Origin of the sequence: Rhizobium sp. BK377 (assembly GCF_014193935.1) — a bacterium.
Taxonomy (GTDB): Bacteria; Pseudomonadota; Alphaproteobacteria; order Rhizobiales; family Rhizobiaceae; genus Rhizobium.
This window is the reverse complement of record NZ_JACIAC010000002.1, coordinates 284,691-311,222: the sequence shown is the minus strand read 5'-3', so window position 1 is coordinate 311,222 and position 26,532 is coordinate 284,691. Positions and strand designations below refer to the sequence as shown.

The 26,532-nt window shown below is 61.4% G+C and carries 27 protein-coding genes; 14 read left to right on the top strand and 13 right to left on the bottom strand.

Annotation, left to right across the window (positions count from 1 at the left end):
* The first annotated feature begins 4 nt into the window (after positions 1-4).
* From FHT92_RS10190 to FHT92_RS10150, 9 genes are all read left to right on the top strand, one after another.
* On the top strand, positions 5-757 hold the full coding sequence (locus FHT92_RS10190; RefSeq protein ID WP_183826196.1) for a hypothetical protein: 753 nt from the start codon (positions 5-7) through the stop codon (positions 755-757).
* The gene (locus FHT92_RS10185; RefSeq protein ID WP_183824468.1) at positions 750-2,024 is read left to right on the top strand and encodes a DUF4350 domain-containing protein; all 1,275 of its coding nucleotides are present in this window, start codon (positions 750-752) and stop codon (positions 2,022-2,024) included. The genes FHT92_RS10190 and FHT92_RS10185 overlap by 8 nt, the downstream gene beginning before the upstream one ends.
* Positions 2,011-2,967, top strand: coding sequence for a MoxR family ATPase (locus tag FHT92_RS10180; RefSeq protein ID WP_183739722.1), 957 nt, complete (start codon positions 2,011-2,013; stop codon positions 2,965-2,967). The genes FHT92_RS10185 and FHT92_RS10180 overlap by 14 nt, the downstream gene beginning before the upstream one ends.
* On the top strand, positions 2,968-4,275 hold the full coding sequence (locus FHT92_RS10175) for a DUF58 domain-containing protein (RefSeq protein ID WP_183824465.1): 1,308 nt from the start codon (positions 2,968-2,970) through the stop codon (positions 4,273-4,275). It abuts the gene before it with no gap.
* The gene (locus FHT92_RS10170) at positions 4,272-5,351 is read left to right on the top strand and encodes a stage II sporulation protein M (protein WP_183824462.1); all 1,080 of its coding nucleotides are present in this window, start codon (positions 4,272-4,274) and stop codon (positions 5,349-5,351) included. Before FHT92_RS10175 ends, FHT92_RS10170 begins: the two co-directional genes overlap by 4 nt.
* On the top strand, positions 5,348-6,256 hold the full coding sequence (locus tag FHT92_RS10165; RefSeq protein WP_183824459.1) for an RDD family protein: 909 nt from the start codon (positions 5,348-5,350) through the stop codon (positions 6,254-6,256). Before FHT92_RS10170 ends, FHT92_RS10165 begins: the two co-directional genes overlap by 4 nt.
* 1,411 nt (positions 6,257-7,667) lie before the next feature.
* Entirely contained in the window at positions 7,668-8,003 is a 336-nt protein-coding gene (locus FHT92_RS10160; protein ID WP_183739707.1) for a hypothetical protein, read from the top strand.
* Positions 8,004-8,346: 343 nt separating this feature from the next.
* Entirely contained in the window at positions 8,347-8,601 is a 255-nt protein-coding gene (locus FHT92_RS10155) for a KTSC domain-containing protein (protein WP_183824456.1), read from the top strand.
* 227 nt (positions 8,602-8,828) lie between these two features.
* Positions 8,829-9,347, top strand: coding sequence for a hypothetical protein (locus FHT92_RS10150; RefSeq protein ID WP_246735204.1), 519 nt, complete (start codon positions 8,829-8,831; stop codon positions 9,345-9,347).
* Positions 9,348-9,382: 35 nt separating this feature from the next.
* Here FHT92_RS10150 and FHT92_RS10145 read toward each other — a convergent pair whose 3' ends face one another.
* From FHT92_RS10145 to FHT92_RS10135, 3 genes are all read right to left on the bottom strand, one after another.
* On the bottom strand, positions 9,383-9,565 hold the full coding sequence (locus tag FHT92_RS10145) for a hypothetical protein (protein ID WP_183824451.1): 183 nt from the start codon (positions 9,563-9,565) through the stop codon (positions 9,383-9,385).
* Between the two features lie 194 nt (positions 9,566-9,759).
* Entirely contained in the window at positions 9,760-11,865 is a 2,106-nt protein-coding gene (locus FHT92_RS10140; RefSeq protein WP_183824448.1) for a calcium-binding protein, read from the bottom strand.
* Positions 11,866-12,158: 293 nt separating this feature from the next.
* Positions 12,159-13,259, bottom strand: a complete 1,101-nt coding sequence (locus tag FHT92_RS10135; RefSeq protein WP_183824446.1) for an acyltransferase family protein — start codon at positions 13,257-13,259, stop codon at positions 12,159-12,161.
* Positions 13,260-13,916: 657 nt separating this feature from the next.
* On the opposite strand from FHT92_RS10135, the gene FHT92_RS10130 reads away from it, so the two are divergent.
* The 3 genes from FHT92_RS10130 (at position 13,917) to FHT92_RS10120 (ending at position 16,791) form a co-directional block, all read left to right on the top strand.
* Positions 13,917-14,108, top strand: coding sequence for a hypothetical protein (locus FHT92_RS10130; protein ID WP_183824443.1), 192 nt, complete (start codon positions 13,917-13,919; stop codon positions 14,106-14,108).
* 617 nt (positions 14,109-14,725) lie between these two features.
* On the top strand, positions 14,726-16,375 hold the full coding sequence (locus FHT92_RS10125; RefSeq protein WP_183824440.1) for a calcium-binding protein: 1,650 nt from the start codon (positions 14,726-14,728) through the stop codon (positions 16,373-16,375).
* Between the two features lie 152 nt (positions 16,376-16,527).
* On the top strand, positions 16,528-16,791 hold the full coding sequence (locus FHT92_RS10120) for a DUF982 domain-containing protein (protein WP_183824437.1): 264 nt from the start codon (positions 16,528-16,530) through the stop codon (positions 16,789-16,791).
* 191 nt (positions 16,792-16,982) lie between these two features.
* Here the strand turns inward: FHT92_RS10120 and FHT92_RS10115 are convergent, their stop codons facing one another.
* A complete protein-coding gene (locus tag FHT92_RS10115) occupies positions 16,983-17,159 on the bottom strand; it encodes a hypothetical protein (protein WP_183824433.1) in 177 nt (58 codons plus the stop codon).
* Between the two features lie 522 nt (positions 17,160-17,681).
* Between FHT92_RS10115 and FHT92_RS10110 the strand changes: the two genes are divergently transcribed.
* Positions 17,682-17,981: a hypothetical protein gene (locus tag FHT92_RS10110; protein WP_183739678.1), complete on the top strand. Its 300-nt coding sequence runs from the start codon at positions 17,682-17,684 to the stop codon at positions 17,979-17,981.
* A gap of 12 nt (positions 17,982-17,993) precedes the next feature.
* Here FHT92_RS10110 and FHT92_RS10105 read toward each other — a convergent pair whose 3' ends face one another.
* From FHT92_RS10105 to FHT92_RS10065, 9 genes are all read right to left on the bottom strand, one after another.
* Positions 17,994-19,640: an SGNH/GDSL hydrolase family protein gene (locus FHT92_RS10105; RefSeq protein WP_183824430.1), complete on the bottom strand. Its 1,647-nt coding sequence runs from the start codon at positions 19,638-19,640 to the stop codon at positions 17,994-17,996.
* A gap of 72 nt (positions 19,641-19,712) precedes the next feature.
* Entirely contained in the window at positions 19,713-20,018 is a 306-nt protein-coding gene (locus tag FHT92_RS10100) for a hypothetical protein (protein WP_183824427.1), read from the bottom strand.
* Positions 20,011-20,421 (bottom strand): Bbp16 family capsid cement protein, encoded by a 411-nt coding sequence (locus FHT92_RS10095; protein WP_183824424.1) that lies wholly within the window; start codon positions 20,419-20,421, stop codon positions 20,011-20,013. Before FHT92_RS10095 ends, FHT92_RS10100 begins: the two co-directional genes overlap by 8 nt.
* A gap of 64 nt (positions 20,422-20,485) precedes the next feature.
* A complete protein-coding gene (locus FHT92_RS10090; RefSeq protein ID WP_018115848.1) occupies positions 20,486-21,520 on the bottom strand; it encodes a major capsid protein in 1,035 nt (344 codons plus the stop codon).
* A 6-nt stretch (positions 21,521-21,526) separates the two neighbouring features.
* On the bottom strand, positions 21,527-22,222 hold the full coding sequence (locus tag FHT92_RS10085) for a hypothetical protein (RefSeq protein WP_183824421.1): 696 nt from the start codon (positions 22,220-22,222) through the stop codon (positions 21,527-21,529).
* The gene (locus tag FHT92_RS10080; RefSeq protein ID WP_183824419.1) at positions 22,206-22,559 is read right to left on the bottom strand and encodes a hypothetical protein; all 354 of its coding nucleotides are present in this window, start codon (positions 22,557-22,559) and stop codon (positions 22,206-22,208) included. Before FHT92_RS10080 ends, FHT92_RS10085 begins: the two co-directional genes overlap by 17 nt.
* Complete coding sequence (locus FHT92_RS10075) at positions 22,559-24,244, bottom strand: portal protein (protein ID WP_183824416.1); 1,686 nt, start codon at positions 24,242-24,244, stop codon at positions 22,559-22,561. Before FHT92_RS10075 ends, FHT92_RS10080 begins: the two co-directional genes overlap by 1 nt.
* A 13-nt stretch (positions 24,245-24,257) precedes the next feature.
* A complete protein-coding gene (locus FHT92_RS10070; protein WP_183739661.1) occupies positions 24,258-24,497 on the bottom strand; it encodes a hypothetical protein in 240 nt (79 codons plus the stop codon).
* 294 nt (positions 24,498-24,791) lie between these two features.
* Positions 24,792-25,685: an NAD(P)/FAD-dependent oxidoreductase gene (locus tag FHT92_RS10065; protein ID WP_183824413.1), complete on the bottom strand. Its 894-nt coding sequence runs from the start codon at positions 25,683-25,685 to the stop codon at positions 24,792-24,794.
* 134 nt (positions 25,686-25,819) lie between these two features.
* Between FHT92_RS10065 and FHT92_RS10060 the strand changes: the two genes are divergently transcribed.
* The gene (locus FHT92_RS10060; RefSeq protein WP_183824410.1) at positions 25,820-26,467 is read left to right on the top strand and encodes a TetR/AcrR family transcriptional regulator; all 648 of its coding nucleotides are present in this window, start codon (positions 25,820-25,822) and stop codon (positions 26,465-26,467) included.
* Positions 26,468-26,532: the final 65 nt, after the last annotated feature.

Sequence of the window (26,532 nt, the reverse complement as noted above, 5' to 3'; positions counted from 1 at the left end):
CCGCATAGCCATTCGTCATGCCGGGTTGCTGGTGGCCCTGTCACTGGCCGCCTCGGCCCAACTTTCCCCTGCGCTGGCGCAGGAGAGCAGTAGTCAGCAGGGCGGGAAGGGCGACCGGCCTTCCAGCTCCGTCAGCAGCGAATATGCCACGCAATGCGCGCTTAATGGCGTACGCTGCAAGCTCATCTATGGTGATGGTTCCGAAACGCGGAAGGCTGTGCCGGACGCGACGCTTTCGCGTGAGAATCGTTCGTTTTCTCTGCAGGAGCCTGCCGTCGGCGGTTCCGCTGCGGTCGTACTGGTGCTCGTCGCCCTTGTCGTCATCATCGGCCTTGCAATGTTTTTCGGCAATGGGGGCGTGCTGCTCTCGTCGGCGCCGCGCGACGTGAAAAAGCGGCAGGGGGAAGCGCCGGAAAGCTGGCGTACTTCGGATGCCGGGACCGAGGAAAGGCCCGGTGATTTCCTACAGCGCATTGCCGCCATGGCGGATCGCCGGCAGGCGCTAGTGCTCCTGCTGCGGCACTGCCTGCTGCACGCGGCCGATGTGACGGGAACGCGGCTTTTCCGCTCGGATACGGAGCGGGCGGTTTTTGCTCGCTTGCCGGCAACCATGCCCGACCGCGAGCGGCTGGAACACCTGCTGGCCGAGGCGGAACTCGTTCATTATGGCGGTCGCCCATTGCAGGAAGGGGATTTCGATACGCTTCTCAATTCGGCGCGGGCCTTATTGTCGACAGGCAGGCTCAGCCATGCGTAATGCCGCGCCCGTTCTCATCCTGCTGGTTCTGGTCGGGCTTGCGGCGCTGGCACTCTTTGCGCGGCCGCGAGAGAACGATTTCGATCACTCGCCGCTCGGAGCCAAGGGGCTGCAGGTGTGGCTGGAGGCCAAGGGCATTCCCGTGATCCGCTCCGATCCGCATTTCGTCAGGGCGCGGGCGGAAATCTCCATGCGCGTTCTTTCCCTGCCGCTGGAGAACGACGAAGCTGCCGCTTCCGGTACAGACAAGGACGTCAAGAGTGCTGGCCCGGAAAGTTGGGGAAGCGAATCACGACGCTATGGGCTTCCGACGCTGATCATCATGCCGAAATGGCGCAGTCGTCTGTTGACGGATGGGATTGCGCGGCAGGCCGATTTGCTGCCTCTCGAAGAGGTTCAGGAAGAATTGGGCAGGATCGCGCCTGCAGATTTACGTCTCAATCGGAACGATCCAGGATTTGCTGAGGCGCATCCGGGTACGAGTTGGGGGCAACCGGCCCGGATCGGTTTGTATGAGGCGCAGACTTTCGATTTGGCAAGCCTGCCGAGCGCCTGCAAGGAGCTCGCAGGCACGCAGACGGGTGCGCTGATCGTCCGATGCGAAAACTATCATCAAGTCTATCTGCTGTCGGACCCTGATCTATTGAACAATCATGGATTGGCTCTCGCCGAGAACGCAGCTTTTGCAGTGTCGCTGATCCAGCGATTGCGTGGTGTCGACGAGAGGCGGCCGGTCTATCTGGATACAGCAGGCGCGCCGCTGGAGGCCAGGAAACCCGTGGACGAAGGGCGCACCTATGAGCGTTCCAGCTCCGATCTTAAGCGCTTCTTCGCCTATCCGCTCTCCGTCATCTGGGGCACGCTCTTCGTTGTCGTGGCAATCTGCTTCTGGCGCGGGTTCTGGCGGTTCGGGCCGCCGCTGAAGGACGCATCGGGGAATATCGAGCTGTCGAAATCTGCGGCGATCGAAGCAACAGCCCGCCTGCTTCGCCTGTCGGGCAATGACGGGCGGATGGTATCGCAGTTCGTGCTCCATCTGCTTGCGGACAAGGCGCAGCTGCTCTTCGGCCCCGGAGCCGGAAACGAGGCGGGCATAGACCGGCTGTTCAAACGCCTGGCACGCCGCGATCAGGTGGACGCGCAGGCGCTGCATTCGTCGGCCCAGGCGCTGATCGACCGTGGGCATTTGATGAAATCTGCGGATCTGCACCGCAATCTCGAGACATTCAGGAAATCGCTAGGGGGCGTCGACTTTGGATCTGGGTGAATTTCGCAATCTCATCGCCGCTGTCAGGGGCGAGATCGGCAAGGTGGTGCAGGGACAGGATGCGATCATCGATCTCGTCTTGATCTCGATATTCTCGGGCGGGCACTGCCTCGTCGAGGGGCCTCCCGGCACGGCAAAGACGCTGCTCGCGCGCTCGGTTTCGGCCGCCATGGCGCTCGATTACCGGCGCATCCAATTCACGCCGGACCTGATGCCGGGCGATGTGCTCGGCGTCAATCTCTTCAACTTTCAGACCAACCAGTTCCACCTCACCAAGGGGCCGATTTTTACCGACATCCTGCTCGCCGACGAAATCAACCGCGCGCCGCCGAAGACGCAATCGGCACTGTTGCAGGCAATGAACGAGCGGATGGTGACGCTTGACGGCGTCGATTACCCGCTCGGGCCGGATTTCTTCGTGCTCGCCACGCAGAACCCGATCGAGCAGCAGGGCACCTATCCGCTGCCCGAGGCGCAGCTCGACCGCTTCCTGTTCAAGCTGGTGGTCGACTTCCCTGATCGCGAGACGGAGATCTCGATCCTGTCGCGCCATGCCGATCAGGCGCTCAAATCAGATATAGGCAAAGCCGGCATCCGGCCGCTGGTCACCAGCGAGGCGCTTGCCGCTGGCCGGGCGCTCATCGATGCGATCCATCTCGACAAGTCGATCCTGACCTATATCGTCGATCTCGTGCGCGCGACGCGCTCCGATGCCGATATTCTCTATGGCGCATCGACCCGTGCTGCCGATGCTCTGGCCGCGGCCGTGCGCGTGCGGGCTGCCTTCGAGGGTCGGGACTACGGCCTGCCTGATGACGTGCAGGCGCTGCTGACACCGGCCTTGCGCCATCGCATCGTGATGTCGCCTTCGGCAGAGATCGACGGGCGCACGCCTGACGATGTGCTGCGCAGCCTCCGGAACCGCGTGGATGCGCCTCGGTAAATGCGGCCGTCCTCGCACCTGATCGCGCTTGTTCTTGCCATGGCGGCGCTGACGGTCATCGTCAGCGTGTGGTGGCGCGACATGAGCATGCCGCTCGTCTTCCTGTGGGTGGTGCTGGCGGTTGTTACGGCGGGCGATCTCGTCTTCACGGCGCTGTCGGGCCGGATGGCCGTCGATGTCGATCTGCCGCCGCAGGGTTTTGTCGGCCACAGGGCCTCTTTCACTGTTGTCATCAACAGGCAGAAGGGCAAGCTGCCCGAGGGGATCGATCTCAGACTTGATGCCGCGCCGGAGCTTGTCATCGGCGAGCGTCGCATGGAGCGCGCCGAGTCCGGGCCGGTGAAGGCATCATTCGATCTGCAGCTGACGCGGCGCGGGCAGTTTTCGGTTCGTGAGCTCTGGCTGAAATGGCCGTCGCGCCTCAGGCTTATCGACAGGATCGTACGCCTGCCGGTGGCGCGCGAGATCGCCGTCATTCCAGATATCTCGCCGGTGCTGTCAGGCGCGATCAAGACGCAGATCCTGCCGCTCGAAGCCGGCCAGAAGGATTTGCGGCTGCGCGGCGAGGGGTCGGAATTCCATCAGCTGCGGGAATTTGCCGCCGGCATGGATCCGCGCAGCATCGACTGGAAGCGCTCGGCGCGCATGCGCAATCTCGTGGTGCGCGAGATGCGGGCGGAGAAAAACCACCAGATCATCCTCTGCGTCGATTCCGGGCGGCTGATGGCCGAACAGCTTGGCGGCTTCACCAAGCTCGACCGCGCCATCAATGCGGCGCTCGCCATGTGCTGGGCGGGAGGGCTCGCGGGCGATCTCGTCGGCTTCTACAGTTTCGACAGCCGTCCGCGCCTCTTCCAGCCTGCCTTGCCGGGGCGTGCAGCGTTTCCACGTCTGCAGACGATCTGCGCCGATCTCGCCTACGAAACGCAGGAGACGAACCACACGCTGGGGCTGACGCATCTTTCCGGCCGCCTCAAGCGGCGCTCGCTGATCGTGATATTCTCCGATTTCGTCGACAGCATCACGGCGGAGCTGATGATCGAGAATATGCAGGTGCTCGCGCGGCACCATTTCATCGTTTACGTCGCCTTGCGCGATCCGATGCTGGCAAAGCTGGTGGAGCCGGAGGAGACAACGCTCGATGCCATCGCCCGCTCGGTGGCGGCGCGGCAGATCGTGCAGGAGCGGCGGGCCGTGATGGAGAAGCTTTCGCGTCTCGGCGTGCTCTGCCTCGACAGCACGCCTGAGGCGCTGACATCGGATCTCATTGCCCGCTACATCGAAATCAAATCCCGCGAGATGATATGACGGATCTGCGCATCGACCCCAGGATGGATAGTGGCGCGACGCTCCATGCCGGCGGGGTGCAGAACGATCTGCTGCGCTCGGCTCGCTTCCGGCTGGAGCGCGAGGCGCACTGGCGCCAGCTGGACCAGCTGGTGAGCCGCGCGGAGGAGGGTGGGGCTGCTGCACTCAGCTATAACGAGGTGCGCGACCTTGCGGCCGGCTACCGGCAGGCGATGAATTCGCTCAGTGTCGCGCGCGATATTTCGCTCGATCGGGCGCTGGTCGCCTATCTCGAAAGCCTCTGCGCGCGCGCCTATCTCGTCGTCTATGCGCCGCAGGAAAGCCTCGGCGGGCTGATCTCCCGCCTGCTGCTGAAGGGCATTCCGCAGGCGGTGCGGCGCTCGGCCCTGCCTCTCTTCATCGGCTTCCTGGCGCTCGTTCTCGGCGCACTTGCCGGATACAGGCTCTGCAGCAGTGATCCGAGCTGGTTCTATACGTTCGTGCCGTCGGAGCTCGCCGATCTGCGCACGCCGGACGCGTCGGCCGATTACCTGCGCTCGACGATCTACGGCAATGAACGGCATGAGAGCGACGGGCTCGCGGCCTTTTCGGCCTATCTCTTTTCCCACAATACGGGGATTGCCGTGCTGATCTTTGCGCTCGGCGTCTTCGCATCGGTGCCGAGCTTCATTCTGACTTTCTACAATGGCCTGATGCTCGGCGCCTTCTTCGCGATGTTCCGGCAGAAAGGGCTTGGCTACGATGCCTTCGCCTGGCTTTCCATACACGGCGTCACCGAGCTTGCGGCGATCTCGATTGCCTGCGCCGGCGGGGCGGGGCTCGGGCTCGCAGTTCTTCTTCCGGGCGCGCGAACCCGGAAAGAGGCTCTGCGCCACCAGGGGCATGATGCCGTCAAGCTCGCGATCCTTGCGGCCCTGATGCTGGTCGCGGCAGCCTTCATCGAAGGCTTCCTGCGCCAGCTCGTCCAGGAGCCGGTCTGGCGGATCGCCATCGGCTGGGGCATGGGTGTCTTCTGGGTCGCATGGCTCTCGCTTGCAGGGCGCGAAGGCAAGGCTTCGCATGGGGCCGTCAGATGAAGCAGCCGGACCAGACGATGACAGACGGCAAGCGCGTCATGCAGTTCATTCCGCCGGAGGGCGTGCCGATCAGTTTCGCGATCGCCTCGATCGGAGCCCGTTTAGGCGCGCAGATACTCGATATCATCTTCACGACCCTCCTTTTCGTCATTATCGCGCTTGCCGTCGTCTTCACGGGGGCCTTGCCCTTGAGCGCCATGACGGTCCTGATCACCCTGCTGGGCTTTCTGCTGCGAACACCCTATTACGTGCTCTCGGAGCTGATCTGGAACGGGCGCACGCTCGGAAAACGGATAACGGGCATCCGCGTCATCAACGTCGATGGCCGACGCCTGACGCCGCATCAGGTGACCGCGCGCAACCTGATGAAAGAGGTGGAGATCTTCGCTCCGATGGGGCTTCTGGGCACGCTCGGCGAACAGTCGGGGCTGGAAGGCGTATTGACGGCCGTTTGGCTCCTGGTGGTGGTGATCGTTCCGCTCGCCAACCGCCGCCGGCAACGCATCGGCGACATGATCGCCGGCACGCTGGTGGTCGACAATCCGCGCTCCGTGCTGCTGTCAGACCTCGCGCTCTCGTCTCCTGCCAAGGCTTCGTCGCAGCCGGCATTCGAATTCCTGCCCGAGCATCTCGATATCTACGGCAAATACGAGCTGCAGACGCTGGAGGATGTGCTGCGCGATACAACAAAGAAGCCGAACACCGAAGAGATCGTCAAGATCGTGCGCACCATCACCAGAAGGATTCGCTATGAGGAACCGGTGAAGCCCGGCCAGGAGCTGGTGTTCCTCAACGCGTTCTACCGGGCGCAGCGCGAGCATCTGGAGAGCCTGAAACTGTTCGGGACGCTGCGCGAGAACAAGTATCATGAGCATACGACAACAGAGGCGAAGAAGCTTGTTTGAGTGGCTGAGAGGCTGCAAGTAGTCCATTCGCCCGCACAAAGCGCTCCAATTCTCTAAATCGACGCAATCGAGCCTTCCGGACATCAACTTCGGGCCGATGCCGGAGCGGTCGTGCGCGCTTGCCGCATCGCATCGGACTTTGGTCCGATGGAAGCCGAAATATAGTCTGCTACATAATTTCGTGCTGATGCCTTCAGAATCAGCACGAAAAGGGTGTCTGTCCCTGACCCGGCGCACCCTTTTCAACTCTTTTTCGCGGGGGCAATCGCGAGCGGAGGGGAGCCGGTATGATTTATGAGCAGCGGAATGTTGCCGACAGCCTAAAACAGCGCAAACGCTTCGAGGAGAAAGCAGCCAGGGTCCTCAAGAGGCACTACCAGCGGCCGATCGCAATTATGTTTTCCTGGCAACCCGGCAACGAGCCTCATACCATCGACTTGCGAGCCGTTCCTCAGGTCCTCACGACGAGTGACCTAGAGGCGCTGGAAAAAAGAACCCCGTAACCCGCGGCGCCTTCCTGCCTGTTGCGACCGCACCGGTGTCGAATACGGCAAACAATGGGGGGAGGCGCCGCCGGCCGCATAGCTGGACGCAGAGCATCGGTAGCGCGCCCACGTTTTGACGCGGATGCTTGCAGCTGAAACAGTGTTGGCTGACCCCACGGCTTGGACACGCGCCTCCGCCAAGATGCACTCGCGTGGAGAGTAGCGCTTGATCGAGACGAATCGACGCGGCGAGCCATGTCACACACTTTTCACGCGACTCTGAACGCCGTCTGTGATTATTACACCCGCCTAACGCGTTTGGCGGACTGAGCAGGCACAGGGCTCGCATCTGTAATGTGTGGCGAGCCCAACCGCGCTCAGCAGGATCAGACGATTCCGGTCTGTCTCAGCCTACATTTTCAGCAATGCCGTGGCCTTGTCGATCGCCGCGCCCGCACCGTCGTCACCGATGCCAGGCGGCTGCGCAGCGGAGGCGTCCAATGGTCGCGAGAGTTCGCTATCGCGGCATGAAACGGTGGAGTTCCGGTTCGGCGGCAAGGAGGTATCGATCGTCCGTTCGCTGCTTTTAAAGCGGCGCCCTCCCAAATGAAGGGCTTCCACTCAATACTCGGCAAGCCCCCCGCATCGGGTTCGGTCCTGTAATCCTACTACCGCCGCGCATCCACTTTCCTCGCGGTGGGGCCGATTCGCAATTCATCCAAAAGGGTTAGACGGAGACGCGATCGCGTCATTCGCCCTTGGGGCGCTCGCTGATCGTTTTTCCTCTGCCGGCGGGCGAGGAGGGCATGGGCGCCTATACCGGCCACGCTGGCCGTGTGCAGGAATTCTTCTGTGGTTGTTCTTGCGCGTTACTCGCGCCAAGCGGGCGGCGATGCTAGGAATCTCCTGCTAACTGGGGAGCATCCATGAAAAAACTCATTCTCGGCGTGGCTTTTGCCGCAGCACTCACCTCCTGCGCGAAAAGACCCGACGCCATCGTGCAGGCCGACATCCCTATGCAGGCCTACACCAATCTCAGCTGCGCGCGCATCGCCCAGGAGCACAGCACGGAAAAGAAGAAGCTCGACGACCTCTCCAAACAGCAGATCTCCGCCGCCAACGGCGACGCCTTCGGCGTATTCCTGGTCGGCGTTCCGATCGGTAGCGTGGCGGGTGGGGATAAGGAAGGCGAGGTCGCCGTCTCGAAGGGGAAAGTGTCGGCGATGGAGAGCGCGGCGCTGTCGAAGGGGTGTAAGTTGTAGGTGAGGGGTGTGGGGGGCGACGCTATCGGCACCCTCTCTCCCTCATTCCTGTGCTTGTCACAGGAATCCAGCCACCGTGCGTCCGGGCGGTGAAGGACTCATCTGAGGCGGGGAAGTCTCTCCTGCCCGGCGAGGTCACCGAACCTATGCGGGTCGTCGAAGCCTATGGAATCCGCACGCCCGCCCGCGATGCTGCGGAGCGGCAACCCGCCTCGGGCGGCTCGTTCTATAACAGCATTCACGTAAGGCAAATCATGTGAGGTAAAGTGTCCTGAGGCCTTACAAATGCTTGACTATTTTTGCGAACTTGGTTCCTTTGTGCGACGCAGCATAGGGAATAACGATGGAACTTACGTCAAAACTCGTCAAATCCGTCGCCTACGATCCTTCGACGGGCGTCCTCGATATAGAGATCCGTCTCAAGGGGAAGCGCCGGTATTTCAATGTGCCGCCGGTGGTCTATGAGAACCTGATCACGGCGGCCTCGCCGGGTTGGTATTATACGCGTCATATCCGGGATGTTTTTTCCCGTTCCGAAAAGAGCGGGCCGGACGGGCGCCTGCGGCAGATCTTCGGCCGGCGCGGGCAATTGTCCTGATCGCAGCGGAGTGCGGCTGATGGCGGCCGCGCTCATTAGGCCTTCGCCCAGCTCGCAGACGCGTCAGTATCTTGCGCTGTGGTGCGAATCTCTGCCAGTCTGCGGCATCGGCCCGAGATCGGAAGCGATTTTCGGAAAGCCCGATATGTGGATTCGAGGAGTTGGAGCGTCCTTTGCCCGTGTGAATGCGGGCACGGCCCTCCAGGCCGCTCGGTTGGGGGAATGTTTTGGCCAGTCATCTCAGATCCTGCCTGCTTGCGGCACTCGTGACGATCGCTTGCGCGGGCATCGCTGCGGCCGAAGAAATGCCGGCTTTCTGGAAGAAGTCGATGACCGGCGATCCGGCGACCAATCATTACCTCGCAGAGGCGGTGAAGCCGCTCGACAATCCGGATGCGCAGACATTGCGGGTCGTCAAGCTCGCCAATACGCTCGCCACGCTCTGCAGCGGGGCCTCGCTCGATAAGAAGGCGCTCTACGCCTATATGACCGCGACCCGCTTTGCCGAGATCAAGGGCAAGGCCTATAACGAGGCGGCCTTCCTGGCCGACAGCAGCTTCCGCTATTTCGATTACCGCGCGCTCGCCCATCTCTGCGCGGGAAGCGCCTATCTCTTCGGCCCGCAGGGGCATCTCGCGCCGGGATTGCTGGAGATCGGCAAAGCCGGCAAGGGGGGCAAGCCGGCGATTGGGTACGATCCCGCCAACCCCTTGGTGATCTTGCCGCCGATTGCGCGGAAGTCCTGACCGGCGCGCGGTGCGGCCGTATCTTACTCTTGATATCACCGAGGCGGATGCGGCTCGGTCGGCGTGCCGATCCTGTCGCCTTTTTTCACGCCGACCGTTCCTGTCGGACGCGGGTCCGGCTGCTCTTTCCCGGACCAGGAAATGACGAGGAAAATCAGCCCGAGCGCGATGAGGGGCGGCGCAACGAAGATCAGCAGGAGGTAGTGCAGCGATCTCATAGGGTTTGGCACAGGTAAGCTTTCGCACCTGATCGAGGTTTTCTTCAGTCGTGCTGCAAACCAGCAGGAAGGACTTGCGGCGCCGAACCGGCGTCCACCCTCTTCCCTACGTGGTCTTGCCGTCGAAAGATATAACGGCTGTCACAGTCTGCAGCCGTCGCCGGCGGCAACCGCCGGCAGCTTTGCCGCCGATCTCACGCCAGAACGATGTCGCCGTTGTCGAAGAAGGCCTTGCCGGCGCCGAGGAAGACGATGTCCTGCGCCGCCTGACCGCCGGTGCCATCGGCGTCGTAGGAGAGGTTGCCGCTTGCGGAATTGTAGATGAGCTGGGCGTGATCGGCGGTGGCTGTCGCGCCGTATTTGGAGGCGATCATGAAGGCGTCCGCGTCCAGGATACCGTCATGATTGCTGTCGAGGGAGGCGAAGGCGGAGCCGAGCCTGATCTTGTCGTCGGCATCGAAATCCCAGATGGAATCCTTGTTGGCGGCGCCCATTTCGTTGAAATAGAACGTGTCCGCGCCGCCCTTGCCATAGAGGCTGTCGGTACCGGCGCCGCCGGCAATGGCATTGGCCGAGGCATTGCCGGTGATGAGGTTTGCAAGGCTGTTGCCGGTGCCGCCGATCGCGCCGGCGCCTTCCTTCAGACGGAGGTTTTCGACGAAGGCGTGGTCGTGGAGATCGACGCTGATCGTTGCCTGGATCGTGTCGGTGCCGCCGTCGGCCGTTTCCACAGCGCGGTCGCCGGCATTGTTGATGAAATAGGTGTCGTTGCCGCTTCCGCCGAACATCGTGTCGGCGCCGGCGCCGCCATCGATATAGTCGTTGCCGCCGGCGCCATAGATCGTGTCGTCGTTGATGGTGACGAGCGGGTGGCCGGCGAGGGTCGCGCCCGGGACGATGAAATCATTGCCTTCGGTCCCATGGATCGTCGCGCCGACGATGCTCTCGTCGGCTCCTGATATCGAGAATCCGATGCTCTGCGTGGCGCTCGCCCCGTGACTGTCCCGGATCGCCAGGTCGAACGTGTCCTCAACAGTGGCACCTTCCGCCAGCGCCTGGGTCGCCGGCCGGTCATTGTCCAGCAGGTAGGTCACCTGTCCGCTCGCCGTGTTCAGGATTGCCGTGCCGTAGATGCCGGAAAGGCTCCATTGCCCGCCGCCGAGATCGCTCCAGCCGTCGGTGACGTAGGAGATGGTATCGCCCGCATCGGGATCGGATGCCGTCAGCTGCAGGCTCGCGGTATCGACGCCGGCGCCACTGTGGCCGGCTTCGATGAGGCCGTTGCTCGGTGCGCCCGCCGTCAAGACGGGAGGGCTGTTGAACGGCTTGAAGACGCCCGTTTCCCAATCATAGATGCCGTCGAGGAAATGCAGCTTCTCGACATGCGCGAGCGTGTCGGTGCCTTCGGCTGCGCTCGAGACCGTGCCGAGCAGCCGGTCGATCGCATATTTGGCGAAGGAGCCGGCGTAATTGGCCGTGTCGATGCCTGCGCCGCCATCGAACCTGTCATTGCCGCGTGCGCCGGTAAAGACATCGTCACCAGCGCCGCCGGTGACAGTATCGGCGCCGCTGCCGCCGTGAAGCTCGATCTGCTCGATGCCGCTGATCGTCGTGCCGTCGCCCAGCGCCTGGACGGTGGTTGCCGGGAGCGACAGGTCCAACGTCAGGTCCACGGTCGCCGCGCGGCGATCCAGCACAAGGGAGTCGTTGCCCGCTCCGCCATCGATGGTGTCGACGGCATCGACAGCGGAGACGAACTGGTCGTCGCCGCTGTAGCCGATCAATGTGTTGTGGCCCGATCCGCCGATCAGCACGTCATTGCCGGCGCCGCCGTCGATGTAATCGTCGCCGCCGTTGCCCTCCAGCGCATCGTCGCCGTTCCAGCCATGGATCTCGTCGCCCAGCGCGCCGCCGACGAAATGGTCGCCCATGTATCCGCCCGTGATGTTCAGGCGCTCCATGTTGACGATGACGGTTCCTTCGCCGAGATCCTGGGGCGTGGCTATCTTTTGGGCCGTGGAAATATCGATCTGCTCGACGACATATTCATAGCTGCGCTTCAGCGCCAGCGTATCGATGCCGTCGCCGCCGTCGATATAGTCAGGCCCTTCATGGCGCCATGATTTGATCGTGTCGTCACCCGCGCCGCCATAGAGCTGGTCGGAGCCGGCACCGCCATCGATAATGTCGTTGCCGCCATTGCCGTAGATGACATCGTCGCCGCCAAGGCCGACGATGACTTCGGCGGCATTGCCGCCGGTCAGCGTATCGTTTCCATCCGTTCCGGTGATCGTCGGCATTCGCGGGTCTCCAAAAACGTTCCGCCTGATTCGAGCCTTATCCTAAGCGGAATTGGCCGGCGGACCATGCGAGTTATTGTCCGGTAGATATCGCAGTATTTTCGATACGTCCGAGATGGCCGATATCGGCACAATGCATCGCCTCAGTCCCTCTGGGGTAGATGATCCCGTAATTATGGCGATCTGAGGGATGTGGCGGCACATGGAAAACAACCACACCTGGCAGGGCAGTGATGCCCGGTCAGGCGTCGTCGTCAGCTTTTAGACGAGCAGGGAGAGGGGGCGGTGCCGTGTCAGGCGAGCCTATGCCGGCGGGACAGGGTGCGCCCGAGCTGGTCCGATGGCTTCTCGACCAGCCAGTACGCAATTTGAGCGGTCATCAGGCTTGTCGCCATGATCCCGACCACGAGCAACCGGTTGTCGACCGCCCCGTACCAGTGACGAAGGGCAAACAGAATTATCGGGAGGTGGAAGAGATAGAGGCTGTAGGAAATTGTGCCCAGCCACAAAAGAGGAGAGGAGGTAAAAACCGGCTGGATCCTCTGATGGCCGATTGCCGCGCCGATCAAGGCTGTCGAAGCCAGTCCGTAGAGAAGTTCGGAAGCCGGAGCACCCGCCGGGATCGCCATCGCGACGAGCGCCGCCACGCAGATGGCGGAGACCGGCAGCTTGGCCGCGACCGCGGCGAGCCTCTGCCTGTTGTAGAAGCAGATCGCGCCGACACCGAAGAAGAGAACGTACCCCCCGGTATCGAGGATCGACGCCAGGATGCTTCCCTCCTCGGCGAAACCGCCCGCTACCTCGCTGGCGAGCCAAAGCAATGCGAGCGCAGCAAGGGTGACCCGCCAGTTCCATACCGCCAACAAAACGATCAGCGGAAAAAGCGCGGAGATCCTCAGTTCGTGAATCAGGCTCCACGTGACGTTATTCAGCTGGATATGCGCCTCTCGTCCCGTCATCGCCAGATGCCCGGCCACAACATCGACACTTGGCGCAGCGGTCCACGAACTCGCATTGAACCATTCGGTCAGGCCCGCTATCGGCCCGCGCGGCGACAGCATGAAGAGGGAAACCGCGAAGGCGATGGCTATGGCGAACGGCAAATAGATCCTGCAAAACCTCCGGATCAGATAATCCTGATAGGGGAGCGCCCGCTTCTCGAAGCTCGCCGCCAGAACAAACCCGCTGAGGACGAAGAAGAGGACAACTGCGGGCCGCCCGTTCACAAAGGCTCGGAGCGGAGTGTACTTCATCCACGTTTCCCAAAAAGCCCAGCTCGACAGGTCGAAAACGCTCACATGCGCCTCTGATCCGGGAAAGGCCATGAATAGGTGATGGAAAACCACGGTCAGGGCCGCGACTCCTCGCAGCGCATCCAGTTGCCGGTATCGCAATCGTCGCTCCCAATCCTCATCCGGCGGCCGAAGTACACGAAAGGTCTGTCATAGGCAACGCTCTATCGCACTTCTGCGTTTTATTTGACCATTATTATCGACGGAATATCTGATTCTGTCAGAATGCGATGACAATCTTTCACTTATCTGCGGAGACGGGAAACTTCTTCAGGAAATCAGACGATCGAGCCATCTGGCAAGCTCGCAGTCGAGCCTGAGCGCCGCACTTTGGCGTGGTTATTTCTCTTTTTCCGCCATTCCGGCCCGAATACTGCGTGAAGGTTCGGAGAGTATTCGAGAAATACATGCTGTGGTAGTGTGGCTCGCTGGGGATACCGATCGATATTTCCATTATTCGGGATAGACCCAAAAAAAGTCGCGTTGGAGCCCTCGACTCGCGCGGGAAAATTACCACTACTGGTTATTGCGCCAGAGGGGTGTATTTCCGGACAGCGAAGCGACGCCGTCTCGGGGGAGTGTGCCGGTTCTGTTTTGATGGTTTTTATTGTCCGGCACTGCTGGTGCCGGATGTATAAAAATTGACATTTCTGATAACCTTAACATTTAACCGCTCCGCGCTGCATGAATTGACAGGACATGCATTCCGATTGAAAAGATAATCCGTCGTATTAAACTCTTTTTCGCAGGGGGCGAATTATGAACATGATGCATAGGGGCAACAATTCTTCCAAGCCCGGACCTCAGTACGTAGATGATAGAATTGCCTTGCTCGTGGCGGCGCAGACGAAACTTGAAAAGCCTCAGACGACAAATGAGGACGTCAAGGAAGCAGTAAGAATTCTGCTGGCCGAAACGATCGCGCAGCTGCAGCATTCAATCGAGTATTGAAGTCCTTGGCGGTCGTCAGGCCGCCAGCCAGTTTGTCGACAAAGTCTCATCCGTCATGCTCGGCCTTGCGCCGAGCATCTGACCGTTGCAATTCTCTTGACGAGAAAGCATTTGTTTTCAGATATTTAATCGGTGGACGCAGATCCTCGGCACAAAGCCGAGGATGCCGTCGCGGGTTTTGCAATAGCCTGTCGGCAACCTGCCGGTGGCCGTCAGACCGCCGGTCTCCGCTGGCCCGATTGAAGAGCACATTCAAGGACAGCGGCAAGTTTTCGGCGGCCGATCTTGCCGTCCATTGAGCTGGCTATCTGCTGCCATGAACCGTGACAGTTTTGCCGTTCTTCAACCGCGTTGGTTTGCCGGCAATGTCAGGGCGTCACGCCGCGATTCCGTGTGCTGCAGGCGTTGCCGCGTTCCTGTTTTCTTATGAACTCCAAGAAGGATCGCCGCGCCTTCCTGCCGGGGAGGGCGGGGCAGCAACTTCTATGTTATATATGACTATATTTTCAAATATTGCGGCGCAGCAACAGCGTTAAGAATTTCTTACTTCGAGCTTTGACTTCTGGTTGTGGCTGTGGAAGAAATCCCGCGTGCGCAGATTTTTTGTGGGGTTATTTATGGGAACGATTGTTTTTACTCAGACCGGCGATGAATCCTTCGGTCAGTTTATCGATGAGACGACGTTTACGGGCGGATCTACCGATACTTCCCTAGCCATAGGTTCTTTCGATACCTCGCTTGGACTTACTCTCGGATCGGGAGACTGGCGGCTCTATTTCTGGGGCGACATCGGCATGAACCAGGCGTTTTTTGACGGTCAATCGTCCGATACGCCGCTGAATGCCTACGGCTTGATCGCCGATCAACTCAGCATCTACGGCGGCAACGGCAACAATCACATCGAAGTGGCGAACGCGGAGACGACGAACATCCTCACGGGTGCCGGTAATGATTACATCAAGATAAGTTGGGGCATGTCCGCCTTCATCAATCCCGGCGCCGGCGCCGACACAATGATTGGAGCAGGCGAGTCGGACACCTATTTCGTCGACAACGTCGGCGATCAGGTGATCGAACTCGGGGGCAAATTTGGTCTTCACGATAGCGTTAGGACAACGCTTTTGACCTACACTCTCGGCGCCGACATCGAAGAGCTCTGGCTTTACGAGGGTGATGCGTCAGGCTACGGCAACGAACTCGACAATTGGATTTATGGTAGCGACGGCAACAACACCCTCAATGGCTTCGCCGGGAACAACTATCTCTCTGGTTGGGATGGTGACGACAAGTTCCTCGTCACCAGCGATCATTCGCGCAATTCGATCTTCGGCGGCACCGGCGACGATACACTGGTGTATAAGCAGGGCTTGGGAGGCGGAGAAGATCCATGGGCATTCGACCACGGCCAGTCGGCATATTTTGATGGTCAGGATGGCGCTGACAACGCTGCACTCGACTTCTCGCTTGCGCAAACCGTTACCGCAACGGTGAACGGCAACGCGGTCGTCTACGATATCCTCGGCGCCGACGGCTACCATTCGACCGTCTCGCTGACCTCGGTGGAGCGTGTGACGATCACCGGTTCGGCGGCCGCGGACACGTTCTACGGCGCGTCGGGCAATGACTGGATCGATGGGCGCGGCGGTGCAGACACGATCCATGGCTCGGCCGGTGACGATGGCTATGTCTTCGACAATGCCGGCGACCGGGTGGTCGATGAGGTCGCGGGCGGCGGCACGGATACGATCTGGGCGACCGTCAGCGTCGATCTCAATAACAATGCCTATGTCGAAAACCTGCGCATGAACGGCAGCGCAAACATCAACGGCATCGGCAACGGCCTTGCCAACACGATTACCGGCAATGCCGGCAACAACGTCATCGCCGGCGGTGCAGGCAATGACAGCCTTTACGGCAAGGGTGGCGCCGATACGTTCCATTTCAACGAGATGGGTGCGGCCAACAAGGACTCGATCTGGGATTTCGACGCCAACGACAAGATCTCGCTCGGCAGCGCCTTTACCGGCCTCGATCTCGACAATAACGGCGTGGTCGACGCCGCGTCCTTCGAGATCGTCAACAAGTGGGGTGCAGCCGGCACCAAGGCCGGCCCGGAGCTGATCTACAATGCCGCGACCGGCGTTCTCTCCTACGACGCCGATGGCGCCGGCACCGCCCATGCCGCCCAGGACATCGCCTTCATCGGCGCGCACAAGGCATTCTTCGACAATGCCGACATCCTGGTGAACAGCTCGCTGCTCGTCTGAGGAGCGCAGTTACCGCATGTGAGACGACGGCCGGCCTTCGCCGGCCGTTTTTTCATCCGGCCATGCGGCCAGCGGCAATTTCCAACCCCGGCGTGCAGCGGCATGACTTTTGCAAGGTTACCGATGTGTTAGTTCGTCGGGAACCAAGCGTCATGGAATGGGACACTTCGGCATTGTTCGATCCGGTCATCCTCGTCTTCAAGGACGGGAACAAACATCTGATTGTCCGAACGGTCGGGGAGGCTGCCAACGCGCTGATGAGAGAATGGCCATCCGACGATGGCGAGGAGTTCCTGTCTGCCGTCAAAGCCTGCCTGGACGTGATGACCGGCAAAGCCGAAGCCGATGAACTCAGAGCGGCCATCATCCGGGCCGCAGACGAAGCGGGCATTACGGCGCTTTCTATTCTTCATTGACCTCAAGGAGCGCACCAGCAATTGCCGATCGGCCGCAATGAGCGCAGTGGGTCTTTAACCTTACCGGTTGACCTTAATCGGACTTTCTCTCGACACTTGGAGCGTCGCAAGATTTACGTGCAATTTGCAGCCTGATACCGCTGCCTCTGGGTTGAAATTTCCTGGGGTCAGGTCGAATGGGCATCGAGCAGTTATTTGAAGAAGCGCAGCAGGTTTACGACATAGACGCGTTGATACAGGCTGCGGCTGCCGATAAGCGCGAGCTTTCCGATATTGCGCTCTCGAACGAGATCGTCAAAGAGACGATTTCGCCCGGGCGCGCAGACGTTCGGGAAGGCGATGGTTGGTCCATGGGAGATCAGATCCATCTGACATCGCGCTCCCGTCCGAAAGCAGGCCTGCAGCCGATCGTTCGCCGACCCTCTGCAATGGCCTTGCTTACGAAGCTGTTCGGCAGGAAGGTCCTCGCTGGAAGATGACGGCGACAGCCATGATTTCACTCGATCTGATAACGACCGAAGCGCAACTCGCTGACCGATCCCTCACACGAAAGGATTGTGAAGCATCGGACTTTAGTCCGATTACAGATCGCCGTCCGTCAGCTACCTTCTGTTCAGCTGTCCGTTCAGAGTCAGCGGTGTAATATGCGTTCAGAGTCAGCATGAAAAGGGTGTCCCTCCCTGACCGGGGGGCGCCCTTTTCACGTTGAAATCCGGATCCCGCCGCTCCTCGCCGAGCAGAGCTGTTATCTTCATGGTTTCCCTCTGCAGGGGCATGGCTTACGCTTGTCCGCTTCAGACAGCGAGCAGACGACGATGGCGTGCTGGGCTTTGCAGACATGACAAAATCGCTATAGCTATCGGATGCTCAGGCAAAGCGGCCGACAATCCATGAGTGAAAGCAAGCACCCGAACAATCTTATGCAAGCGGCGGTCCTAGCTGGCGTTGCCTTGGCTGGCACGTTCGGCCTTATGTCTTTCCTCGGTTTCGGACTGCTGAGCCTGGTGGCATGGGGCGATTATTCGGATCGAGGTTGCCCCGAGAGCCTGGCCCAGCAGTGCGACGACTCTCACGACATGATGATTTATCCGGCGCTTTGTTCGATCGCGGGTTTGATCGTCGTGGTTATCGCGGGCTGGATTGCCGTGAAGTTATTCCGCAGATTGCAAAGAGCCGCCAGCATCGTTTGATGATGAGGCGGCTCACGCCGCCAACTCCCACGCCGTCCTTGGACTGCCGATCTTGCGAATGACCGGCGCCCCGATCTTGGCCACCCCGACCCCGCCCGTATTGCACAAGTGCCTCAGGACCAGCAGGTTATCGAGGCGCAGGTTCGTCATCGTCAGCCCGGCCGGCAGCCAGAGTTTCGAGCCGCAGATGAGGGAACGTCCGCGCCCGCCGATGTAGTTGCCCGTCGCCCAGGCGCCGCCCGTCACCGTCACCGTGTTGGCGATCTGGACCGGGCCGCGGATGGAGCTGTCGAGGTAGTCCCAGCCGGCCCAGTCGTTCAGCTCGACCGGGACTTCGATATCGAGCCAGTCGCCGGCTGCCAGCCCGAGACTTGTGAGGCTGAGAGCGGACGGCAGGCCGTAGGTTACGGTATGGACGGCGAGCGCGTCGTTGACGGGCGTGATGGTGATGACCTGCTTTTCGTTTCCGCCGGCCACCACTTCCTTGCTGCCGACATAGGTCGAGGTGCCGGTGCCGCGCACGAGACGCATGCCGGTGGCGACGTCGCCCGTGACGTTGGTCTTGGTGCCGGCAATTCCGGGTGTGCCCTTCTGCTGGAAGATGTTGTAGGCGGCGAGCGGGTCGAGCGATCGCGTTTCTCCGGCCGCAACCATGCCTTGGAGGATCGGCAGGAGGATGTCTGCTCGTTTTGCCATCAGGTCCGGTTTGGGATGAAGCCCGTCGACGAACATGGCCGGCGCGATGCCCGAGGCCGGGCCGTCGAGCGCAAGCGTGTTGCAGAGCACGACGCCGTCGCGGCCTTCCTGATCCAGGATCCAGGCATTGATGCCGGCGAGGATGCCCGGCCATTCCGGGTTATCGTTGGCCGGATCGTCGTCGAGCGTGCTGGTCCAGCTCAGCGTCTGCAGGATCACATAGACGCCGGCATCAACGATGCGCCGGATCTGGGTGTCGAGGTCCGTGAGGATGGCCGCAAGCGTCCTGTTGCGAACGATATCGTTGTAGCCGATGTCGATATAGACGATGTCGGGTTTCTGGCTCAGCGCATAATCGGTGCGGGCCAGCGTGCCGGGGAACTGCGCTTCCGAACCAGCCACAGGGTTGAGGCAATCGCCCGATTTTCCGCCCATGGCGCCCGAGAAGGCCGCGAAGGAGCTGGGTGCGAAGAAGGGATGGCTGAGTTCGGCGAACATATCGAGATTGAAGCGGCCATCGGCTGCCTTGATCCAGGAGAGGACCGTGCGGCCGTTCTCGTAGAAGCCGGTATGGCCGTTCGTCGCCGTCTGCCCGGCAGTATAAGTCTGCAGCGCACCCAGCCCGATGAAGCTGTGGCCGAGGCCCATGACCTTTGCGCCTGCCGGCAGCGGCAGGGCAGGAAGGGGCACCGCGACATCCGCACCCTTCACGGGAATGACCGGCGCATTTCCGTAGAGGCTGCGCCCGTCCGATATCATGACGGCGCCGAGCACGGGCAGGTCGTTATAGATGGTCGCGCCATCGCTGACGATATCGATGCCGAGAACAGGCCTGTTGTCGGTAAACAGGATGGCGTCGCCTACATCGCGAATGCCGATGACCGGGCGGTTGTTGAACATCTGCGTGCCGTCGGCAACGATGACGACGCCCTGGACGCGCTGCATACTATAGAGTTTAGCCATCGGCGCTCTGCCTCGCTGAACAAGAAAAAGGAGCGGCCGAAGCCGCCCGAGGTGGCCTGTCGACCGGGATTTTCAGTCGCCAGGCTGGGAGGAGTTCTGGATTTCCGGCGGCACCCAGTCCGGGGCGGGGCCGCCAAGCGCTTCCTGCACGCCGTTACCATCAGGCTCGGGAGGTGTGGCGGGCTTGGCGACCGGCTTTTTACCCGCCGGTTCCGCTTCAGCCTTAACGCCGGCCTTGTCGCCGGATCGGGCGAGCCGCACCCATGTCGGGCGGCGTTTCTCGTCCTTCCAGAGCGCGTCCGGCAGGCTGAAGCGCTCGCCGGGTTCGCGTCTGGCGCCGCCGAAATAGCCGCGCTCGGTGGCGACGACATCAACCATGCGAGGGAACCCCAGCGGTGAAGCCGGCGGTGATCTTGCCCGTGGTCGGTGCCGTGCCGGTCACGGTGTAGAGCAGGCGCAGGTAGAGCTCGTCGGTGCCGCGCGGGATATGGCTCGGCGGGATGATCTTGCCTGCCTTGAGATCGGCGAGGTTGATGGTCGTGGTGATGACGGCCTTTGGCGAGGAGAAGGCCTCGTTGTCGTCGGTCTGGATGGTCACGGCGAGCGACGTCAGGTTGTTGAAGCTTTCCACCACCTGCATGAGGAAGGGGATCGGTTCGCCCTTGCCGATATCGCGGGTGAGGCCGGCCTTGATCGGGCCGAGATTGATGACATTGGTGCTGGGGCCTGACGCGGTGATAACCTGCGCGTCCGAAAGCAGCGTCTGCCGGTCGAAGATCATGTCGAATGCCTTTCGTTAAAAGGAGGGTGCCCGCCGCTCATCACGGCGGGTTTGAGGGAGACGATCAGGCGAGGGCCGGAACGGCGGCTTCGGTGTTGAGGATGGCGTCCGTCTCGCGGATCGGGATGCCGCGATAGAACTTCACTTCCTGGCCTTCGACGAACTGCGTGGTCAGGTGCACGGTGTTCTGTCGGTCGGAGGTCAGCGCGCGGTCCGAGGACTGCACGTCGAGCACTTCGAGCACATCCTTGTTCATGTAGATGGCGATGCGGCTGGCCTTGGCGTTCAGGCGGCGCGACTGCAGGCGATAGTAGCCCTTGCGCAAGAGCGACCAGAGATCGACGGTGCCGGCCATCATGTCGGAGACGTCGATATTGGCGACGCGAGCGTTGTAGCGCCAGTCCTTCACGGCCGCGCCGATATGCCAGGTATAGAGCGTTTCCTTGGCATAGTAGGGGTCGCCATTGGCATCCAGCACGCGCTGTTCGCCCTTGTCGTCGATCTTCACACCGGCCTTCGTGCCCTTCGGGTAGAGGAGGTGGGTGGCGTGGTCACCCCAGGTGACGAACCAGATCGAGGTATTGTCGGCCCCCGTGCCGCCGCCGTTGACCACCTGGTTGGCGATGTTCGGCTGGGCGACATTCGGCAGGTTTGGATTATAGGCGGAGTAGCGGGCGGAAAGACCCTTGAACTTCTCCGGCGTCGTTGCCGTATCATGGTAGAAGAGGCCGGAGGCCATTTCCTGGCTCAGGGACTCGATGAAGGGCATGGTGTCGACCAGACGGGCCTTCGCCTTGTCGGGTGCGAGATCGAGCAGGCGCATGTCGATTTCGGAGCGGGCATGCACGAAGCCGGTCGTGTCATCCACCTGCTGCATCGTGGCTTTGGATTGCTTGATGCCCTGGTAGAGCCGGCCCCAGGAAACGGAGGGCAGGCCGGTGCGCACCATATGGCGGTGCACGGCATCCATGTTGCACTCGACGGCCATCGCGTCGTCGAGGATCGGGTTCTGCTGGGAGAGAAGCTCGATGACGGCGCCTTCGGCAGAGCCTTTGAATGCGTCAACGAGATTGGGGTAGTAGCTGCCAATGGTGGCCATGTCTTATCAGCCCTTCGGTGCGTCTTTGGGAAACATCAGGTGCGCGGTTTCGGCTTTCCTGCCGTTTCCGCCCGCGCCGCCGTTCGGTGGGTTGTCCTCCTGGATCATCGATCCGACCTTTGCGAAAATTCTGATCATCTCGGGGTGGTTGCCCCCGCCGCTGGAATTGAGGTACTCGCGCAGCGCCGGCGTACCGAGCCGCGAGAGCGCCCGCTGGGCGGAGCCCACGGTGCCGGTCCATTTGGCGCCGCCGATCTCGCGGTCCTTGCGGGCTTCGTCGGCCCAGCCCTGCACGCGGCCGGCCCAGGCTTCGGAAGCCGCCTTGCCGCGCCGGCCCTGGATTTCGATGAAGCGATCGGCGAGCTGCTGCGCCTGCCGGTTGGTCAGGCCGAGGGAGTGAAAATCGGGGCCGAGCGCGTCAATCAGCTCCTGATCCACTTCGATGCCCTCGGGCATGGTGAGCTGGTAGCGGCCATCATCAGGCACGCGGTCATCAGGATCGTCGTGAGCGCTATCGTCAGGTTTGCCGGCGTCGCGGTCTTCGGTTTCGGCGTGGTCATCGCCACCGGTGTCGCCATCCGGTGATGGTGCATCCTCGGGGAAGAGAATGGTTTCGGGCGCAGCGCTTTCACCGCCACCGCTGCCTGCGCCCTCGGCGCTCATCGCGATCTGCGGCCTACCGATCTTAAGCATCAACGTCATGGTCTTCGCTTTCCTCACTTGCGGCGCGGCTTGCCGCCGCTGCCTTGTCACTTGCCTTGAGATCCGCGATCGCCAGCAGCAGGCGCGGATAGAGCGTCGGGTCTATGCGGTCGAGCTCGGCGATCAGCCGCCGGCCGGCGCCCTGCTTGCCCAGCGTGTAATGCGTGGCGTTGACGAGCTCTCCCGCATAGGCTTCCTGGTAGATCGCGCATTGCTCCAGCATCCAGAACAGCACGCGCTTGCCGGAAGCGGTGGCGAAGACCTCGCGAAACGCCGTGGTGATTTCGTCTCGCCCGATGGTTTGGGGGATGGATGGTTGATCCTTAAAATGGTCCATCAGGCGAGCCCCAGCTGGCGCAGTAGCGCCGCGCCGTTCGGGTTGTCATTGGCGTCAGCCAGCACCTGTGCGGCCTTGGCGCCCTGATTGAGGGCGGGCGCCACCTGCGCGGCCATTTGCGCGGTCTGTGCCGCCTGCATCTGCCGGGCGCGCTGCGAGCGCAGATCCTCCACCTTGTCATCAGCGAGGATCATCGAAGGCGGGGCGCCGATCGCATCGAAATAAAGGTCGATCGCCTCGTCGACATCGAGCTTGTCGAGCGCTTCCGGCTTGACTGCCGAGACCTGGCCCATGAAGGCGACGCCGCGCTCGATCGCGCCTGTCGCGACCGCCTGCTGCGCCTGGGCGAGCGTGGAGATATATTCCACCTTCAATTCCATGCCCTGCAGCTCCGGCGGAGGCGGGGGCAGCTCGTCACGGGCGGCGAGAATATCGAAGGTGCGGTCGATGGTGGGGCCGAGCTGATCGCCGAAGACGTTTTCCAAGACGGGGCCGAGCTGCAGGAGCTGCTCTTCCTTGCGCTGGGTCAGTTCGAACTGGTTGCGCGGCTGCACACCTTCCATATTGGTGATGGCGAAGAAGAGATCGGCAAAGAAGGTCTTTTCGATGCGGTTCTGCACTTCCTGGATATCTTCGCGCAGCTCTGCGAGGCTGAGGTTCACCTCCATCGCCGGCCGGAACCCTTTGCCGGTCGGATCATCCACGTAGTTCACCGCACCCGGCAGCAGCGAGGCCGGGCTGTTCTGCATCGAGGTCGGCGCATTCATCGGCGGGCGCACCTTCTTGTCGATCCCCTCCAGCTTCCGCGTCTGCTCGAGCTGCAGCATCCTGATATCGCCGAGCGCCTTCTGGCCGGGAGACAGCGCATAGTGATCGTCTTCGGAAAGCTCCCAGGCGGGCGCGATGATCGGATTGCTGTCGAAGCCGCTTTCTTCCAGCAGATCGCCGCCGAGCTCGTCGATCCAGTAATTGGAGAGGAAGGCCTTGTTGCGCTTGTCGATCAGTCTGGGATCGCGGTCGTAGCGCGGTTCGATGGCGTGATAGACATCGAAGCATTCGCCGTATTTCGACGAGTCATAGAGGCTGCGCAGCCGCTCCGGCACATTGTCATAACCGAAACGCTCGATGATGCGCTGCACGCTCCAGCGGAAGGTGCGGTAGAGGGTCGTGGCTTTCCCCTTGTGATCCCGCGCGAGCCAGAAGCGGCCATGCACCAGCTGCTGCACGCGGATGACAGTCTCCTCGTCTTCCACGAGGATCGCCACGGATTGCCCGAACTGGCCGAGATCGCCATAGCCGATATGGAAGGCGCGGTAGAGATTGGAGGCGGCAAAGACCTCGCGCATCTTGTCCTGCACGGCGGCGAGATAGACTTTGACGGAATCCTGCTTCTTCAGATCGGGATCGAAGGTCGTCAGCCGGAACCAGGGGCGGGCGGGCGAGGTCAGCCCCGAATGCATGCCTGATTTCAGCGTCTCATAGGCATGGGTGCCGGTGCTGTCGATGATCTTGTCACGCGAGCGCGGGCCTTCCCGGCCGGAGTGGAGCCTCAGCCGCGTCGGCTCGATATGCTCGGCCAAAGCTCGCCACTCGGCCTCCCACGGCTGGCGAACCTCTTTCAGTTCGGCGAGCCGGCGGCGGTGATAGGCAATTTGCGTCTCGTTGTCGCGACGAAGATTTTCCATTGATGTCTCCGCCTTATTGCCCGAGCAGCGTCTTCTTGAGCGTATTGCCCGTCAGCGCCGGGGTCTGCGTATCGGCGAGAACAGGCGCGCCTGACGGAGAGGTTAGAATGGTCGAGGGGGCGCCCTTCACCTTGTCGGAGGCGCGCCGCGCTGCGGTCGATTGGGCGGCGGCGTAGTCTGGCGTCTTCTGCTGAGCGTATTCAGGCGGCGCCTGCGGCGGTTCGGCTTTCGGCGGGGAGGAGAACATGCACATTGGGGTCATCCGATCCTGGTGGCGGTGTGGGCCGGGGCGGATGATCACCCTCCATCCGGCCGATTTGGCTTTGATGGTGGGAGCGTTGCGGATGAACGGTTGAGGAGGTGAAATGGGGGCGGGGATCTGGCGCTGTACCGTGGCCCCCTCTGCTCCTGCCGGGCCCTCAGCGAAGGCGGGTGCAGGTGTGGCTGGGACATTGCGGGTCGGCGTGCCAGTCGGTTTTCCGTGGCACCGGCCCGCAACCTCCAGAATATGATAGCCGGCGACAGCCGGAGAAGGGAATCTGTGCTCTCAAACCAGCATCGACTGCTGAGCGAAGATGCCCGCCATCGCGCCTTGCCATATCGCGGTGGTGACCGAGGGGATTCCGGGGTTGGCAAGGTCGCCGGCGGCATAGATGCCAGGCGTGCTGGTTTCGCGGCGTTCGTCGGTCTTGAGGGCGATACCGGTTGGCGTGTTGACCGTGGCGAGACCCAGTGAGTCATGCAGGCTTGCGGAGGGCTTGTTGCGCGGATGGGCGAACAGGATGTCGACGATGACATCGGGCCCGGTATCGAGCTTGACGGTGGCGCTATGACCCCAGCGATGGGCGATTTCAGTGATCCGGCCATCAACGAGAGGTACTTGGCGGCCCGCAAGATCGGCCCGTATTTCGGATGTGACGTCGTGACCATCGGCGAAGACCGTCAACCGATCGGTCCAATCGTGAAACAGCCTGACCTGATTCATTGACTGCGGGCCGGACCAGACGAGCCCCCAATGCTGGCCGGCGACTTCGAAGCCGTCGCAGTAGGGGCACGGGATGATTGATTTGCCCCAACCCTCGGCATAGCCCGGAACATCGGGCATCTGGTCAACAACGCCATAGCTCAAGATCACGCGCCGCGCGCCAATGCTTTCGCCCTCGCCGGTGAGGACGGAGAAATTGTCAATAGTACCGGAGATGCTGTCGGCGCGGGCATTGACCATTTTGATCGCAGGATAGCGCGCGAGTTGCTGCCGCGCCTCGGCCAGGATGGCGGATGGTGGCTTGTGATCGTGGCCGAGCACGCCGTGCGAGTGGCCGGCGAATCGATTGCGCGGGAGACCGGTATCGAGAACGGTGACCTTGCGGCGGGCACGGCCGAGCTGCAGGGCGGCGGCGAGGCCGGCAAAGCTGCCGCCGATGATGATGACGTCATCCATGGGGATGGGCTCCGAGCTGTGAATGGAAGGAGAAACTTGATTTGGAGGACACGATAAAATCCACTCTTGGAATTTTGGAGACTGCGTAGTATCGTAATTCGGGAATAAAGATACTGTCAAGGATCATAATTATCGTGAGCGAAAACAGCCAGGGCCGGCGCGGCCGGCCCGCCAACGAGGCGCTTGGCCAAACGATAGTCGACACCGCGAGCGAACTCTTTGCGGAATTGGGTTTTCAGGCGACGACGTTGGACAAGGTCGCCCAGCGGGCGAAGATTTCCAAGCTCAGCATCTACAGGCACTTCGAGAACAAGGAGGCGCTGTTTGGCGCGGCGTTTGCGGCCCGCTGCCAGCAGTTAATACCACAAGCCCTTTTCGAAGGCGTCGACGGTTCGGCCGAAGATCAGCTCATGGCGGTGGGATCATCCCTGCTTCGCACGCTGTTGCGTCCAGACGTCCGCAATGTCGAAGCCATGGTCATGGCCGACACCCCAAATCAAAAGTCGTTGAGCAAGGTCCATTACGAAGCCGGCCCCGCCCATATCGTCGCCCAAATCGAGGCGCTGTTGCGTCAGTTGCACGCGAAGGCGGTTCTGAACGTGCCCGATCCACTTCAGTCCGCCCGCTTGTTTGCTGCGCTTATCAAAGGATCCGATCTCCTGATCATTGCACGCTTCGATCAGGCGAGAGCAGAGGACGCCAACGAAATCGAATCCTATTGCCGGTCGGCCGTGGCCATGTTCATCGCCGCGCACGGTGGCAACGACCGCGCGGGCGGATAGCCTAAAAGTACTCGCATGATATTTTGGATGCTCGAACTGATATCAGCGCGACTATCGTCGTTGGA

Excerpts from the sequence above, each read along its gene's own strand:
- FHT92_RS10185 (WP_183824468.1), top strand. The coding sequence starts at position 750 with ATGCGTAATGCCGCGCCCGTTCTCATCCTGCTGGTTCTGGTCGGGCTT.
- FHT92_RS10175 (WP_183824465.1), top strand. The coding sequence starts at position 2,968 with ATGCGGCCGTCCTCGCACCTGATCGCGCTTGTTCTTGCCATGGCGGCG.
- FHT92_RS10170 (WP_183824462.1), top strand. The coding sequence starts at position 4,272 with ATGACGGATCTGCGCATCGACCCCAGGATGGATAGTGGCGCGACGCTC.
- FHT92_RS10165 (WP_183824459.1), top strand. The coding sequence starts at position 5,348 with ATGAAGCAGCCGGACCAGACGATGACAGACGGCAAGCGCGTCATGCAG.
- FHT92_RS10160 (WP_183739707.1), top strand. The coding sequence starts at position 7,668 with ATGAAAAAACTCATTCTCGGCGTGGCTTTTGCCGCAGCACTCACCTCC.
- FHT92_RS10155 (WP_183824456.1), top strand. The coding sequence starts at position 8,347 with ATGGAACTTACGTCAAAACTCGTCAAATCCGTCGCCTACGATCCTTCG.
- FHT92_RS10145 (WP_183824451.1), bottom strand. The coding sequence starts at position 9,565 with ATGAGATCGCTGCACTACCTCCTGCTGATCTTCGTTGCGCCGCCCCTC.
- FHT92_RS10140 (WP_183824448.1), bottom strand. The coding sequence starts at position 11,865 with ATGCCGACGATCACCGGAACGGATGGAAACGATACGCTGACCGGCGGC.
- FHT92_RS10130 (WP_183824443.1), top strand. The coding sequence starts at position 13,917 with ATGAACATGATGCATAGGGGCAACAATTCTTCCAAGCCCGGACCTCAG.
- FHT92_RS10125 (WP_183824440.1), top strand. The coding sequence starts at position 14,726 with ATGGGAACGATTGTTTTTACTCAGACCGGCGATGAATCCTTCGGTCAG.
- FHT92_RS10120 (WP_183824437.1), top strand. The coding sequence starts at position 16,528 with ATGGAATGGGACACTTCGGCATTGTTCGATCCGGTCATCCTCGTCTTC.
- FHT92_RS10115 (WP_183824433.1), bottom strand. The coding sequence starts at position 17,159 with ATGGATCTGATCTCCCATGGACCAACCATCGCCTTCCCGAACGTCTGC.
- FHT92_RS10110 (WP_183739678.1), top strand. The coding sequence starts at position 17,682 with ATGAGTGAAAGCAAGCACCCGAACAATCTTATGCAAGCGGCGGTCCTA.
- FHT92_RS10105 (WP_183824430.1), bottom strand. The coding sequence starts at position 19,640 with ATGGCTAAACTCTATAGTATGCAGCGCGTCCAGGGCGTCGTCATCGTT.
- FHT92_RS10100 (WP_183824427.1), bottom strand. The coding sequence starts at position 20,018 with ATGGTTGATGTCGTCGCCACCGAGCGCGGCTATTTCGGCGGCGCCAGA.
- FHT92_RS10095 (WP_183824424.1), bottom strand. The coding sequence starts at position 20,421 with ATGATCTTCGACCGGCAGACGCTGCTTTCGGACGCGCAGGTTATCACC.
- FHT92_RS10090 (WP_018115848.1), bottom strand. The coding sequence starts at position 21,520 with ATGGCCACCATTGGCAGCTACTACCCCAATCTCGTTGACGCATTCAAA.
- FHT92_RS10085 (WP_183824421.1), bottom strand. The coding sequence starts at position 22,222 with ATGACGTTGATGCTTAAGATCGGTAGGCCGCAGATCGCGATGAGCGCC.
- FHT92_RS10080 (WP_183824419.1), bottom strand. The coding sequence starts at position 22,559 with ATGGACCATTTTAAGGATCAACCATCCATCCCCCAAACCATCGGGCGA.
- FHT92_RS10075 (WP_183824416.1), bottom strand. The coding sequence starts at position 24,244 with ATGGAAAATCTTCGTCGCGACAACGAGACGCAAATTGCCTATCACCGC.
- FHT92_RS10070 (WP_183739661.1), bottom strand. The coding sequence starts at position 24,497 with ATGTGCATGTTCTCCTCCCCGCCGAAAGCCGAACCGCCGCAGGCGCCG.
- FHT92_RS10065 (WP_183824413.1), bottom strand. The coding sequence starts at position 25,685 with ATGGATGACGTCATCATCATCGGCGGCAGCTTTGCCGGCCTCGCCGCC.